Raw genomic sequence first — 12,959 nt, forward strand, 5'->3', positions numbered from 1 at the left:
TGAGTGCTTCCAAGTGACTGATCCGACCACTTTCACATTCAGGCTTGCACTATTCGGTCGTGTGAGTTTGTAATGGGCCTCCGATCGCGAAAGGAGCCGCGCCGGTGAGTTCCAGCCAGGCCAGAACCACTTCACGTCCGATGAACTTCCTGCTGCGCGCGCTCGACGGCGTCGAGCGGCTCGGCAACAAGCTGCCGCATCCGTTCTGGCTGTTCGTCCTCCTGAGCGGAGTGCTGGCGCTGGCCAGTTGGGGGCTCAGCGCGGCCGGGGTGTCGGCGGTGAACCCGGCCACGGGCAAGACCGTCGAGGCGAAGAACCTGTTGTCCGCCGATGGCGTGCGGATGATGGTGACCGACGCGGTCAAGAGCTACACGTCGTTCCCGCCGCTGGGCACGATCCTCGTGGTGATGCTCGGCGTGGCGGTCGCCGAGCGGTCCGGTCTGCTCGCGGCCGTGCTCCGGTCCGGCGTTTCGAAGGTGTCGCCGCGGTGGGTGACGTTCGCGCTGGCGTTCACCGGAATGGTGTCCCACGTCGCCTCCGACGCGGCCTACGTGGTGCTGATTCCGTTGGGAGCCTTGGCTTTCCGTGCGGTGGGACGCAGCCCGATCCTGGGCATCGTGGTCGCGTTCGTGTCCATCTCCGCCGGTTACGACGCGAGTCCGCTGATCACGCCGACCGACGCCATCCTCTCCGGACTGACCACGGCGGCGGCGCAGACCATCGATCCGGCCTACTCGGTCACCCCGCTGGCCAACTACTTCTTCTCGCTCGCCTCGTCGGTCGTGCTGGCCGCGGTGATCACGCTCGTGACCGAGAAGGTCCTCGCTCGGCGCGCCGAGGCGATGCCCGTCGACGACGACGCGGAGGAAGACGATCTCGGCTCACTCCGGCTCAGCCGTGAGGAGCGGCGGGGCCTGCTCGCCGCGCTCATCGCGCTGGCCGTCTTCGTGATCGCCTTGGTGCTGGCGGTGCTGCCCGCGTCGTCGCCGTTGCGCGGCAAGGGCGGGAGCATCATCGAGTCACCGCTGCTGACCTCCATTTCGATCTTCCTCGCGCTCGGCTTCCTGGTCGCGGGCTGGGCCTATGGCAAGGTGGCCGGGACGGTGACCAGCAGCCGCGACATCCCGGGGTTCATGGCCCACGGATTCCGCGAGATGGCGCCGATCCTGGTGCTGTTCTTCGCCATCTCCCAGTTCCTTGCCTATTTCAAATGGACCGGCATCGGGGAGATCACCGCGATCAACGGCGCCGGCCTGCTCAAAACCTCCGGCGTCTCCGGACCGGTCATCATGCTGGGCATCCTCGTCGTGGTGACCCTGGTGAACCTGATCGTCACCAGCGGTTCCGCGCAATGGGCGCTGATCGGCCCGGTGTTCGTGCCGATGCTGATGCTGCTGGACATCCCGCCGGAGACCACGCAGGCGCTGTACCGCATCGCGGATTCGTGCACGAACGCGATCACCCCGATGAGCCCGTACTTCGTGATGGCGCTGGGCTTCTTGCAGCGCTATCGCCGTTCGGCCGGTATCGGCACGCTCTTCTCGATGACCGTCCCGCTCGCCTTCTCTCTGCTGGTGGTGTGGACCTTGCTGTTCTTCGTGTTCTGGGTGTTCGGCATCCCGCTCGGCCCCGGTGCCCCCGTTCGCTAGAAAGGATTCTCTTGTCACACACGGATTGGTCCCGGCAGGCACTGCCCGGCATGCTCGACGATCTGCGGACGATCGTCGAACTGGAGACCCACAGCTACGACAAGCCGATGCTGGACAAAGGACTGGACACGATCCGGTCCTGGGTCTTCGACCGCCTCGGGGCACCGGATACCGAGGCCCGGCACACCGACCTGGTCCGCGGCGACGTGCTCGAACTGACCTATGCGGGTACGGCGCCGGGAACGGTGCTGCTCCTGAGCCACTACGACACGGTCTGGCCGACCGGGACGCTCGCCGAGTGGCCGTACACCGACGACGACGGCCGCATCTCCGGGCCAGGCGCTTTCGACATGAAACTCGGGCTGGTGCAGTCGGTCTGGGCCCTGCGAGGCCTCCGCGATCTCGGCCTTCCGCATCCGTCGGTGAAGTTCCTCTTCAACGGCGACGAGGAGATCGGCAGCCCCCACTCGCGGCCGTACATCGAAGCGGCGAGTGAAGGCGCGCTCGCCACGCTCGTCTTCGAGGCGTCGCTGGACGGCAAACTGAAGACCGCGCGCAAGGGCGTCGGCCTGTTCGACGTGACCGTCACCGGCGTCGAGGCTCATGCGGGCCTGGACCCGTACGCGGGAGCGAGCGCGATCCACGCCCTCGCCGAGGTCGTCGGACGGCTCGCCTCCGCGGGCTCGCGCGAACACGGGACCACGGTCAACGTCGGCACCATTTCCGGTGGTACCGGTCGCAACGTCACCGCGGGCAACGCTGTCTGCGGCGTCGACGTCCGCGTCGCCGAACCGTCCGAAATGGACCGGATCGACGAGGTGTTCGCCGGACTGGCCGCCACCGATCCTCGCGTGACCGTCGCGGTGGAAGGGGAGTGGAACCGTCCGCCGATGACGCCGAACGACCCATCGCGGGCCCTGTTCGCGACGGCGCGGAAGGTGGCCGCCGAAGCGGGCTGGGACCTGGAGGAGACCGCCGTCGGCGGTGCGAGCGACGGTAACTTCGTGTCCGCGCTGGGCCGCCCGGTGCTCGACGGGCTCGGCGCCGTCGGAGGCGGCGCTCACGCGCGCTTCGAACACGTCCTCGCGACGCACATCCCGGAACGGACGGCGCTGGCGATCGGGCTGATCACGGCACTGGCCTGACCGGGTTTTCGCACGCCGTGTGTGAGTCGTGGCCGGAGTGGGTACCCGGATGGGTTCGCGAGGAGCGACCACCACGGGAGCAGCGATGTCAACACCGGAATCCACAGTGGACAAGGGAGCCGTCGTCGTCGGCTATGACGGCTCCGAGCAAGCACGGAAGGCCGTGCGCTGGGCCGCGGGAGAGGCCGCCGCCCGCGGCCGCGGGCTGGTCGTCGTCCATGTCGTCGGGTTCCCGCCCATGGCCGAGGCGGTGCCGGGTGGCGGGGCGTGGCCGCGTCCGGGGTTCCTCGACGCCGGTCAGGAGACGGCGCAGCGGCACGCGGAAACGCTGCTCGGCGATATCGCGCAGGAATGCCACCGAACGTGGCCGGATCTGGCCGTCTCGACCCGGTTGCTGTCCGGCCGCGCCCCCGATGCGCTGGCCGATGCCGCGGCGAACGCGGAACTGCTGGTCATCGGGTCGTCCGGGCTCACCGCGCTGCCGAGGCTCCTGGTCGGGTCGACGGCCAACGAACTCCTGCACGACTGTCACCGGCCGATCGTGGTGGTGCGTGACAGCGACGAACCGTCGGCGGGCGAGGAGAGAAAGGTCGTGGTGGGCGTCGATGGATCCGAGACCAGTGTCGAAGCCATCGGTTTCGCCTACGACTTCGCCGCCCGGCACGGCTGCGTGCTGGTGGCCTTGCACGTCTGGTCCGACCTGCCCCTCGAAGCGATGGCGGTCAACCCCACCGAGCACGACAGGGAGATCATCCAGGAACGAGGAAAGCCCCTGCTCGACGAATCGCTGGCGGGCTATCGGGACCGGTATCCGGACGTGCCCGTCCGTCGGGTGATCGCGATCGACCGGCCCGCCCATGCACTTTCAGAGCAGGCCGAGGGGGCCACGCTGCTCGTCGTCGGCAGCCACGGACGCGGCCCGCTGCGGCGTGCTCTCCTGGGATCGGTCAGCCGCGCGGTGGTGCACCACGCACCCTGCCCCGTCGCCGTGGTCCGTCACCACAAGGAGCGGCACCCGGATGGCCGGTGAGTCTTACGCTTTGACGCGGCCGTAGTGCGGGTCCAGTTCGCCCGTGTAGTCCTCGACGAGATATCGGTCGTTCCGTACGGCGGAGACGTAGAGGCAGAGGGTCGCCAAGGAGCCTGGCGCGCTCCTGACCGTCCATAAGGGACGCCAGCCAGGCAACGGTGTCAGGTTGCGGAGGATTCGCTCGTGGCCGTGGGGCACCCAGGTGTCGCGAAAGCCACTTTCGGGACGTCAGGCGTCGCGAAAGTGGCTTTCGCGACGCATCTCGACCATGGGTGGCGCCCTGCACCCGACGTTGCGAAAGCCGCTTTCGCAACCTGCTCAAACGGCGTCCCTCAACCAGCGGTTCGCCCGTTGCCAGATGACTCGCGAATCGACGTCATCGGTGCTCCAGGTGGTCGCTCGGGTGGTACCGAGTTCGCGGTACTTACGCATGATCGCCACGTGGGCGGGCAACCCGACGAAACCGCGCATACCTTCATGGTCGCGCCACACCGACACCGATCCCAGCCGCCGGCGCAGCGGTTCTGCCCACAGCCACTGGCCGACCGCGCCGGGCAGCCTGGGCCACTCACGGCTGAGCAAGTACCCCGCCCGGTAGGCGCCCGGCGTGCTCCGAAAGTCGTCGAGTGTCAACGCGGTGACGCTGACCAGCACTTCTCCGGCGAAGTCCGCGGCCTGACCGGGGATCCACTTGACTCTGATCATGCTCGCTCCTCGCATCACCTCAGCCAAATGGCTGCATCCTGCTTATGGTACGCAGGTGCGTATCATTGTGCGCTACCCATTGGAGCGCGGATGAATCCAGCAGGACCGGGTGAACGATCAAGTGCATGCTTCCCGGTGACAGCCACCCGGTGAGACTGCCGGTCGCGTCGTCGCGTCGACAAAATCGGTTATGAAGTTCAGGCACCGCATCGTGACCCTCGCCGTGGTCACGGCCATGACGCTCACCATCCCGCCTCCGGCCTTCGCCATCGGTACGCCGCAGCTGCTCATCGGCCAGGACTTTCCGGATCCCGACATCGTCAAGACCGACGCCGGCTATTTCGCCTTCTCCACGAGCACCGGCGCGGTGAAAGTGCCCTACGCGCGGGCTCCGGCGCCGGAAGGTCCTTGGCAAGTGGCAGGCGACGCTCTCGCGGCCGTACCGAAGTGGGCCAAACCGGACGGCGGGTTCTGGGCTCCCGACGTGACCCGGCTTTCCGACGGCACGTTTCTGCTCTACTTTTCGGCGGCGGTGGCTCCCGGTGGGGAGATGTGCATCGGCGTCGCGACCGCGTCGAAGGCAGAAGGGCCGTACACGCCTGTCGGCGACGGTCCACTGATCTGCGTTCCCGGCGACGGCGGCGACATCGACCCGCAGACCTTTGTGGACTCCGACGGCTCGCGGTACCTGCTCTACAAAAGCGACGGCGCGGCGGTCGGCCCCCCGGCCGCGATCTGGTCGCAGAAACTGCTCGCCGACGGACGGACCCCGACCGGTCCGCGCGTCGAACTCCTCCGTGCCGATCTCACCTCGGAAAAAGGGGTGGTCGAGGCACCGTCGGTGGTGAAGACACCAAGCCGGTACTTGCTGTTCTACTCCGCCGATACGTTCCAGAGCTCCGGCTATCACACCGTCTACGCCTCGGCGCCATCGCTGAGCGGACCGTTCGTGAAGGCCGGCTCGCAGTTCCTCTCGACCGATCTGCTCGGCGGCAAGGTCGACGCACCGGGCGGGGCCGACGTCGTCGACGGCCATATCCACTTCCACGGCTGGCTCGCCGGCGGCCGCACCGCCCGCGGGATGTACCAGCTGCCGATCGGCTTCCCGAACGACGTTCCCCAGCTCGGCTGATCGGCGAGCCGGGGGTTTCGTCGCCTGTGCCCGGGTAGTCGGGCGGCATGACCGCCTCACCGCCCGACCCGGAACCCGAGAAGACCCCCGACCTCGAACCGGGAGGCGGTGTGTCGCCGGGTGACACACCGCCTCCCGGTTCGGCTCAGACGTCCGGGCTCTCGCATCTGGGGCTGGGCTGGCTCAAGCTGGGCTGATCGAGGTCAGTGCAAAGTGCGACCGAGGAAGTCTCGGATGAGTTCGGTGATTTCCGGGCCGTGCGTCTCCAGGGCGAAGTGTCCGGCGTCGAGAAGGTGCAATTCGGCGTCGGGCAGGTCGCGGAGGAAGGCGCGGGCACCGTCGGCACCGAAGATCTCGTCGTGCTCGCCCCAGGTGATGAGCGTCGGCGGGCGGTGCTCGCGGAAGTACCGCTGGACGGCCGGGTAGACGTCGAGGTTGAACTGGTAGTCCCAGAACAGCTGTAGTTGCACCTCCTTGTTGCCGGGGCGGTCGAGCAGGGCCTGGTCGAGGGTCCAGGTGTCCGGGGTGAGCCGGTCCAGCCGGTCGGCGGGGACGCCGTGGGTGTACTGCCAACGGGTCGCCGCGAGCTCCAGGAGTTCGCGTACGGCTGCTTCGTGGGTTTCGCGGTCCTTGGCGTGCGCGAACAGAACATCCCAAAACGGCGTGAAGCCGTCGACGTAGGCGTTGCCGGATTGCACCAGCAGCGCGCTGACCCGCTCCGGATGCCGGCTCGCGATGCGGAGCCCGATGGGCGCCCCGTAGTCCTGGATGTAAAGGGCGAAACGGTCCAAACCGAGTGCGTCGAGGAGCCCGATCGTGATCGCGGTCAGGTTCTCGAACGAGTAGTCGAACCGGTCGACGGGCGGGGCGTCGGAGTGGCCGAACCCGATGTGGTCGGGGGCGATGACGTGGTAGCGGTCGGCCAGTGCGGGGATCAGCTTGCGGAACATATGCGACGACGTGGGAAAACCGTGCAACAACACCACGGTCGGCGCTGTGGGGTCGCCGGCTTCCCGGTAGAACACGCTGCGGCCGTCGATGGTCGCGGTGCGGTGGAACACCTCTCCGGATCTGGCGGGACGGGTGGCTTCGGACATGGAGATGCTCCTTGAGGTTTGATCTAACCGTCTAATGTCTTTAGAACGGTTAGAGACAAGCATGCGGGAACCTAACCTGTCAAGAGATCGACGAAGGGTAGGATGCCGGTGTGCTGCAACGTCCTCTGTCCGGCGAGCCCATCGCTTTGGACCTGCTGAACACCACGTGGCCTGATCGTGGTGTTCAGCAGGACGTCTTCGACGAACCCGGAGGGATCGGTGCCTGGCTGGCCGAGTGGGGTCTTCCGGATCAGCCAGGCGCGGAGGGACCGCTACGTCACACGCGTTCAGTCCTGCGTGAGCTGCTCGAAAGGCCCGGCGATCCCGCCGAACGCGCGCTGAACGCGGTGCTGGAGCGAGGACGGTTGCGGCCGGAACTGCGGCAGGGCGGCCCCGAAGAGGTGATCGAGGTCGAGGACCCGTCCTGGCGCCCCGCGTGGCTCGCGGCCTACGGCTACTTGACTCTGCTGCGCGCGCGCCCGGAACGGATCAAGCGGTGTTCGGCGTATCCGGTGTGCACGCTGTACTTCGACGACACGACCCGTAACGGCACCAGGCGGTGGTGCTCCATGGAGACCTGCGGCAACCGGGCGAAAGCCGCTCGTCACTATCGCCGCGAACGTTCGACTTAGGTGCTGTCCTGTGAGTATCGCCGGGCGTGCTGATCTACGGAAAGGGAGCGGGGGACCTTTGCTCTCGCCTCCGGGTCAGTCCACCCGTTGTCGTGCCATCAGGGTGCCGATCGCGACGAGCACGGCGCCCAGCACCAGAAAGCCGAGGTCGTAGGCCGTCTGGTGGACACCCGGGCGGACATGGTGGACGCCGAGGATCAGGTGGTCGACCGTGCCTTCCACGAGGTTGAACACACCCCAGCCCGCGAGCGCGCCGGCCCAGAGGACGGGGCCGGGCAACCGATTCCCGCGGTTGAGCAGGACGACGCCGAGGACGACGAAGATCAAGCACAACAAGTGGAACAGGCCGTCGCCGACCATGTTCAGGTGGAGGTCTTCCGGAGTGTCCGGCGGATACCAGCTCGAAAGCATGTGATGCCACCCGAGGATCTGGTGAGCGACGATGCCGTCGACGAACCCGCCGAAGCCCAATCCGAGCAAGAGCGAGGAGGCAGGGAATCTCATGCGGGCACGGTTAGCCTGGCTGCCGTGGGTCAAACACCCGATCCCGAATCGGCATGGCTCGTGGTGATGCGCAATGAGGCCTCGGCGGCGTCGAGCGTCCGGGCGCATTCGCCGATCGAGTCGGCGACCGCGGTGATGTAGGCGACGCGGCCCCAGACGGTGCCTTTGGGCGGCGGGGAAACCACGGCGCCGGGCTCGGCGATGGTGACCGCGTTGTCCACTGTGGACGGAAGCGTCGCCGGGTCGAAGTGGATCGAGGCGATGGTGGTGTCGTCCCGGTCGACGTAGCAGAAGCGGATACCCGCCACCCGCCGCCGGGTGGGACGCACGTCGAGGTCGTGACCGCAGGCCGCCGCGGCGGCGAGGGCGCCGGGGTCGATGCCGGTCGCCAGCTTGCCGAGACAGGGGATCAGGTCGCCGCCGAGCCTGCCGTTGACCTCGATGAGTTTCGGGCCCGTCTCGGTCAGCATGTACTCGGTGTGCGTCCACCCGTCCCGGAAGCCCAGCGCGGTGTGGGTGTCCTGCAGAAGCGCGGTGAACGTGGAGTCGGCGAGCAGCGGATCGTCCGCGTCCACGTAATGGCCGATCTCTTCGGCGTAGGGCGGGAAGCCGACCACCTTGCGGGCCAGGAAGAGCGGTGTCACCTTCCCGTCCTGCACGACCGAGTCGACGCTGATCTCCTCACCTGTCACGCACTGCTCGACCAGGACCGGGTGATCACTGGCGTAGACGACCGGGTCGGGTGCCTTGGTGTCGCGGGTGAAGGCGAACATCTCGCGCAGCCGCTCGGGATCGTCGACCCGGACCACACCGAGACTGGCGCCGAGACCACGGGGTTTGAGGATGGCCGGGTATCCCACCTGTTCCGCCGCGGCCAGTGCCTGGGCAAGGGTGCGGACCTTGACCGAACGGGGCTGTGGCACGCCGGCCTCGGCCAGCGCGGCGCGGGTCTGCGCCTTGTCCCGCAGCCGCCAGATCATCGCCGGGTCGCCGCACCGCAGCCCGAGCGCCTCCGCGACGTGGGCGGTGGCGTGGATACGTCCTTCGTCCCAGCAGAGCACGCCATCGATCGGCTCGGCCTGGTTCACCCGGAGGGCCTCGCGGGCCATCGCGGGACCGTCGATGGTGCTGGGCAGCACGGACCAGCCGGTGAGGTACTCCCGTTCCCATTGTGGTTCGGCGGTGTGGAACAGGTGGACCCGGTAGCGGGTGCTGATCGACCGCAGCAGGTACTCCCGGAACACCTGCCAGCCGGTCGCGATCAGCAGCAGCCTCGGTCGCGTTTCACTGGACATGGAACCTCTCCTCCCGTACGCGTTCCTCGTCCGTGACGGCGATACGCCGCACCGCGTAGCGCAGTGTCGGCGGCGCCATCAGCGAAGTCACGATCGCCACCAGCACGATGATCGTGTAGGTGGCGGTGCTCAGTACGCCGAGCCGCAGCCCGACGATCGCGACGATCACCTGGATCACGCCGCGTGCGTTGAGACCACTGCCGAGCGCCAGCCCCTCCCAGTGACTCAGCCTTCCCACCCTGGCACCGAGATAGGCGCCGGTGAACTTGCCGACGACCGCGATGACCAGCACCAGCACGGCCGAGCCGAGCACCGCGGGATCGCGAAGCGCGGTGAGGTCCATCCGCAGCCCGGCGGTGGCGAAGTAGATCGGGGTGAGTACCGCCAGCACGATCGTGCGCAACGGCGCCAGCCGCGCGAGATCGATGTGCCGGGACGAGCCGATGAGGATTCCGCACAGCAGCGTGCCCAGTACCGGTTCCATGCCCAGCGCGTGGGTGCCCGCGGCGGCCAGCAGGAGCAGGACCACGACCGTGGCGATGCCCGGCCCCGGCTCGGAGGAACGGGCCGCCAGCCGCAACGACGCGTTGACCAGCGGACGTCCGACGACGACCGTGAGTACCAGTACCACCAGCAGACCGCCGACCGACAGCGCCACCTGGCCGGCGACCAGCCCGGTGACGGCCAGCGCGGACACCACCGAGAGCAACAGCCAGCCGATGATGTCGTCCACGGCCGCGGCGCTCACGATCAACTGGCCGATGTCGCGGTGCAGCAGCCGCATCTCCAGCAGGGTCTTCGCGATCACCGGGATCGCGCTCACGCCCATCGCGACACCCATGAACAACGCGAACACCGCGCGGTCGATCCCCACTGGGACAAGTGAATCGGGCAGCGCGAAGCCGAGCCCGATGCCGAGGCCCAACGGCACCAGCAGGCCGCCCGCGCTGGTCCATGCCGCGGGTTTGCCCTTGCGCCGCACCAGCTTCAGGTCCATGTGCAGACCAGTGATCCCGACAAGCAGCAGGACGCCGAGCTGCCCCACGGCGTCGAGCAGGTTGAGCTGCGCGGCCTCGGGCGGCAGCAACCAGGCCGAGAGGCCGGGTGCCAGATGACTCAGCACCGACGGTCCGATGAGGACACCCGCGGTCAGTTCACCGACCACCGCCGGCATCTTGAGCCGGAGCGCGAGCCGTCCGAGGGCGAGCGCGAGTCCGAGCAGCAGCCCCAGCTGGAGCAGGAACAGCAGCATGGAGTGTGCGCCGATGGGGGCGACGGGGCTAGGCATCGACGTAGTACCAGTTCTCCGGGCTGATCATGCCGAACGGGTTGACCGGCTCGAAGCCGCGCAGGTTGCCTGCCACCTCGAACAACCGGATCGGAAAGTTGGGGTTGAAGACGACCGGCACCTGCTCGGCGATGTAGTCCTGGTACTTGTACAGGACTTCGGGGTCGTCGGTGGTGACCGTGCGCTCGATCAGCTCGTCGGCCACCGGGTCGTGGTAGTGGCCGAAGTTGCCGCCCGCGTCCGTCCTGAACAGGACCTCGCCGGTCGGGTGGTGGTAGACCCAGCCACCGTTCCAGCAGCACATCTCCCACTGGCAAGGGGTTTCGTCGGTCGGGTAACAGGGCGCGTCCTCGGCGACCAGTATCGAACCGTAGACCTCCTGCAACCGCAGTTCGATCCCTGCCGCGGCGGCGTCGTGCCGGTATTGGGTCATCAGCCGGGTCAGCGCCGGCCGCCCTTCGACGTAACGCAGCAGGAAGCTCAGCTTGGTGCCGCGTGGGATCCCGTCGCCCGCCCGCTCCGGATCGACGCACACCGCCGGGGTGACGCTGGTGTCCCAGCCGTGTTCGGACAGCAGTTCCCTGGCCCGGTCTGGATCGAACGGCAGCGGCCACGCCCCGCCCCGCTGCGGCGGTGACACCAGATCGGTGACCGGGAGCATGGGCATCGGGCCGTTCTGCCGGTAGGCGTAGCCCTGGTAGATGTCCCGGACGGCGGAATCCTGGTCGAGGGTGCACTGCAATGCCTGCCGGAGGTAGGTCTGGGCGAACATCTTGCCGACCACGGTGGGATTGTTGAAGTTCAGGCTGGTGTACCGGATGCAGTAGGCCACCTGCGGCACCATCGTGTAGTGCCCGGCCAGCGGGTTCACCCCGCCCTTGGTCGGATCGTCGGTGTGACCGGTCGCGAAGCTGAGCGGCAGGTAGCCCACCTGGACCGCGTCCTCGCCGTCCGGCCCGTTCTCCAGCCGGCGGTACTCCTCCTCGTCGGAGGAGAACGGGATCTGCCGGAACTCGTCGAGACGCGGTTTGTTCGGGCCGGAGTAGTGCTCGTTGGGCACGAACGTCACCACTCCGTCCAAGGTGTAGCTCTTCAACCGCCATGCTCCGCTCACGACACTCCATATAGGACTGTCTGCCCAGCGGGTGCGGTGTTCGTTGCTCTCGTCGATGATGTCGCCCTGTTCCGCCATCAGGTAGTCGTAGACCGCCTCGACGTCGGCGAGATCGCCGGAAGCGTTGGCCGGCCCCTCCGCGGTGCGGTCCCATGCCTTCGGCAGCGGAATGATCAGGCTGAGCTGGTTCATCAGCACCCAGCGCCGGGAGTAGACCTTGTCGAAGGTGAAGTAACAGGTGTCCTCGGACAACTTGCCGTAGTCGGTGCAGTTGTCGGGGAAGTAGCCGGGCGTGTACTCGCCGTACCGGTCGCCCTTGACCTTGAGCAGGTTCACCCAGAACAACACGTTGTCGGCGCACAACGTCTCGCCATTGGACCATTTCCACGGTTTGATCTTGACCGTGACGGTCAGCCCGTCCTCGCTCCACACGGGCGGCTCGCCGATACTCGTGGCGTAGTCGACCTCGGGTGTGCCGTCGCTGCCGAAGAAGTACAGGGTGCGGTACATCAGGGCCTGGAACTCCAGGACGTTGCGCATGCCCATGCGTTCCGCCGGGGTGAACGGGAAGATCACCGCCGGCGGGAAGCCCGGCGCGCAGGCCCAGGTGACCGTGCCGCCGCGGCGCGGCTTCTCGCCTCGAGTCACGGGTTTCGCGGTGGTCCGGGTCATCGCCATCACCGGATCTCTTGGAGGCGGGAGACTCCGACGGACTGGTGCGGGCCGTAGCGCTGCCACACCTCGTCGAGCTGGATCCGGCCGTCGTCGAGGATCCGCGGGACACTGGTGCAGTGACCGGAGATCACCTCGCCGCTCTCCAGGACCATGCAGTACGCGAAGTCGAGTTTGCCGTCGGGGCCGCAGGTTCCGGTCAGCGAGCCGCGCCGGGCTCTGCCGCCGGTGAACTCACCCCAGATCAGGTCGCCGTTCTGCCGGTAGACCGCGACCCGGTCACCGCCGGTGTCGTCACCGGTGTCGTCGACGGCGACCGGACGGAACCGCCGTCCTTCGTAGTTGATCATGGTCGCTCCTTTGTGGAGGGAGGGTTGAAGGTGGGGGAGGGCATCGGTACGGGTGGTCGTGAGTGGTTCTGGACTGGCCGATAGGGGCCGACCGTGCCCAGAGTGTCCACAAGGGACGGTTTATGGCATTTGATTGGGTCGTGAGTGGAAGGTGGGGTTCTAACGCTCTTTATCACTCACGACCCCCTCGCTAAACCGTGCGCATTGCCCAAATCGGGCGTAGTATTCGCGAAAGTGTCCTTTATGGATAGTAGGAAAGGTGTCTCTTCGGCGAGCCCGACTTTTCCGCCAACTCCGGCACGCCACTCACTACCCGCGCATGACCGGGGGCCGGAGGCTCCCATCA

At 67.4% G+C, this 12,959-nt stretch carries 12 protein-coding genes and 1 pseudogene; 6 read left to right on the forward strand and 7 right to left on the reverse strand.

The window, feature by feature from the left end:
• The first annotated feature begins 140 nt into the window (after window positions 1–140).
• The 3 genes from ACLJO0_RS16100 (at window position 141) to ACLJO0_RS16110 (ending at window position 3,824) form a co-directional block, all read left to right on the forward strand.
• Window positions 141–1,649 (forward strand): AbgT family transporter, encoded by a 1,509-nt coding sequence (locus ACLJO0_RS16100; RefSeq protein WP_410579874.1) that lies wholly within the window; start codon window positions 141–143, stop codon window positions 1,647–1,649.
• Window positions 1,650–1,699: 50 nt separating this feature from the next.
• The gene (locus tag ACLJO0_RS16105; RefSeq protein ID WP_410579875.1) at window positions 1,700–2,794 is read left to right on the forward strand and encodes a M20 family metallopeptidase; all 1,095 of its coding nucleotides are present in this window, start codon (window positions 1,700–1,702) and stop codon (window positions 2,792–2,794) included.
• Between the two features lie 85 nt (window positions 2,795–2,879).
• Window positions 2,880–3,824: a universal stress protein gene (locus ACLJO0_RS16110; protein WP_410579331.1), complete on the forward strand. Its 945-nt coding sequence runs from the start codon at window positions 2,880–2,882 to the stop codon at window positions 3,822–3,824.
• Between the two features lie 318 nt (window positions 3,825–4,142).
• Here the strand turns inward: ACLJO0_RS16110 and ACLJO0_RS16115 are convergent, their stop codons facing one another.
• Window positions 4,143–4,529 (reverse strand): hypothetical protein, encoded by a 387-nt coding sequence (locus tag ACLJO0_RS16115; protein WP_410579332.1) that lies wholly within the window; start codon window positions 4,527–4,529, stop codon window positions 4,143–4,145.
• A gap of 190 nt (window positions 4,530–4,719) precedes the next feature.
• Here ACLJO0_RS16115 and ACLJO0_RS16120 point away from each other — a divergent pair, with 190 nt between their 5' ends.
• Window positions 4,720–5,661, forward strand: coding sequence for a glycoside hydrolase family 43 protein (locus ACLJO0_RS16120; RefSeq protein ID WP_410579333.1), 942 nt, complete (start codon window positions 4,720–4,722; stop codon window positions 5,659–5,661).
• A gap of 47 nt (window positions 5,662–5,708) precedes the next feature.
• A pseudogene (locus ACLJO0_RS16125) lies at window positions 5,709–5,828 on the forward strand (DUF6480 family protein); the annotation flags it as partial.
• Window positions 5,829–5,864: 36 nt separating this feature from the next.
• Here ACLJO0_RS16125 and ACLJO0_RS16130 read toward each other — a convergent pair.
• Window positions 5,865–6,758: an alpha/beta fold hydrolase gene (locus ACLJO0_RS16130; protein WP_410579334.1), complete on the reverse strand. Its 894-nt coding sequence runs from the start codon at window positions 6,756–6,758 to the stop codon at window positions 5,865–5,867.
• A 110-nt stretch (window positions 6,759–6,868) separates the two neighbouring features.
• Here ACLJO0_RS16130 and ACLJO0_RS16135 point away from each other — a divergent pair, with 110 nt between their 5' ends.
• Window positions 6,869–7,390, forward strand: coding sequence for a CGNR zinc finger domain-containing protein (locus ACLJO0_RS16135; RefSeq protein WP_410579335.1), 522 nt, complete (start codon window positions 6,869–6,871; stop codon window positions 7,388–7,390).
• A 75-nt stretch (window positions 7,391–7,465) separates the two neighbouring features.
• Here the strand turns inward: ACLJO0_RS16135 and ACLJO0_RS16140 are convergent, their stop codons facing one another.
• The 5 genes from ACLJO0_RS16140 to ACLJO0_RS16160 are packed head-to-tail and all read right to left on the reverse strand — an operon-like array spanning window position 7,466 to window position 12,613.
• Window positions 7,466–7,894, reverse strand: coding sequence for a DUF2243 domain-containing protein (locus tag ACLJO0_RS16140; RefSeq protein WP_410579336.1), 429 nt, complete (start codon window positions 7,892–7,894; stop codon window positions 7,466–7,468).
• Window positions 7,895–7,923: 29 nt separating this feature from the next.
• Window positions 7,924–9,189: an ATP-grasp domain-containing protein gene (locus tag ACLJO0_RS16145; RefSeq protein WP_410579337.1), complete on the reverse strand. Its 1,266-nt coding sequence runs from the start codon at window positions 9,187–9,189 to the stop codon at window positions 7,924–7,926.
• Entirely contained in the window at window positions 9,179–10,477 is a 1,299-nt protein-coding gene (locus tag ACLJO0_RS16150) for a cation:proton antiporter (protein ID WP_410579338.1), read from the reverse strand. The genes ACLJO0_RS16145 and ACLJO0_RS16150 overlap by 11 nt, the downstream gene beginning before the upstream one ends.
• On the reverse strand, window positions 10,470–12,263 hold the full coding sequence (locus tag ACLJO0_RS16155) for an ABC transporter substrate-binding protein (protein ID WP_410579339.1): 1,794 nt from the start codon (window positions 12,261–12,263) through the stop codon (window positions 10,470–10,472). Before ACLJO0_RS16155 ends, ACLJO0_RS16150 begins: the two co-directional genes overlap by 8 nt.
• Window positions 12,264–12,268: 5 nt before the next feature.
• Window positions 12,269–12,613, reverse strand: a complete 345-nt coding sequence (locus ACLJO0_RS16160) for a hypothetical protein (RefSeq protein WP_125787272.1) — start codon at window positions 12,611–12,613, stop codon at window positions 12,269–12,271.
• Window positions 12,614–12,959: the final 346 nt, after the last annotated feature.

The sequence above is a fragment of the Amycolatopsis sp. lyj-108 genome (assembly GCF_046549005.1).
In the GTDB taxonomy this organism is placed as follows: Bacteria; Actinomycetota; Actinomycetes; order Mycobacteriales; family Pseudonocardiaceae; genus Amycolatopsis.

What these genes read in the sequence shown, in the direction of transcription:
- ACLJO0_RS16140 (WP_410579336.1), bottom strand. Translation starts at nt 7,894, where the DNA reads ATGAGATTCCCTGCCTCCTCGCTCTTGCTCGGATTGGGCTTCGGCGGG.
- ACLJO0_RS16120 (WP_410579333.1), top strand. Translation starts at nt 4,720, where the DNA reads ATGAAGTTCAGGCACCGCATCGTGACCCTCGCCGTGGTCACGGCCATG.
- ACLJO0_RS16115 (WP_410579332.1), bottom strand. Translation starts at nt 4,529, where the DNA reads ATGATCAGAGTCAAGTGGATCCCCGGTCAGGCCGCGGACTTCGCCGGA.
- ACLJO0_RS16105 (WP_410579875.1), top strand. Translation starts at nt 1,700, where the DNA reads ATGCTCGACGATCTGCGGACGATCGTCGAACTGGAGACCCACAGCTAC.
- ACLJO0_RS16100 (WP_410579874.1), top strand. Translation starts at nt 141, where the DNA reads ATGAACTTCCTGCTGCGCGCGCTCGACGGCGTCGAGCGGCTCGGCAAC.
- ACLJO0_RS16155 (WP_410579339.1), bottom strand. Translation starts at nt 12,263, where the DNA reads ATGACCCGGACCACCGCGAAACCCGTGACTCGAGGCGAGAAGCCGCGC.
- ACLJO0_RS16145 (WP_410579337.1), bottom strand. Translation starts at nt 9,189, where the DNA reads ATGTCCAGTGAAACGCGACCGAGGCTGCTGCTGATCGCGACCGGCTGG.
- ACLJO0_RS16110 (WP_410579331.1), top strand. Translation starts at nt 2,880, where the DNA reads ATGTCAACACCGGAATCCACAGTGGACAAGGGAGCCGTCGTCGTCGGC.
- ACLJO0_RS16130 (WP_410579334.1), bottom strand. Translation starts at nt 6,758, where the DNA reads ATGTCCGAAGCCACCCGTCCCGCCAGATCCGGAGAGGTGTTCCACCGC.
- ACLJO0_RS16150 (WP_410579338.1), bottom strand. Translation starts at nt 10,477, where the DNA reads ATGCCTAGCCCCGTCGCCCCCATCGGCGCACACTCCATGCTGCTGTTC.
- ACLJO0_RS16160 (WP_125787272.1), bottom strand. Translation starts at nt 12,613, where the DNA reads ATGATCAACTACGAAGGACGGCGGTTCCGTCCGGTCGCCGTCGACGAC.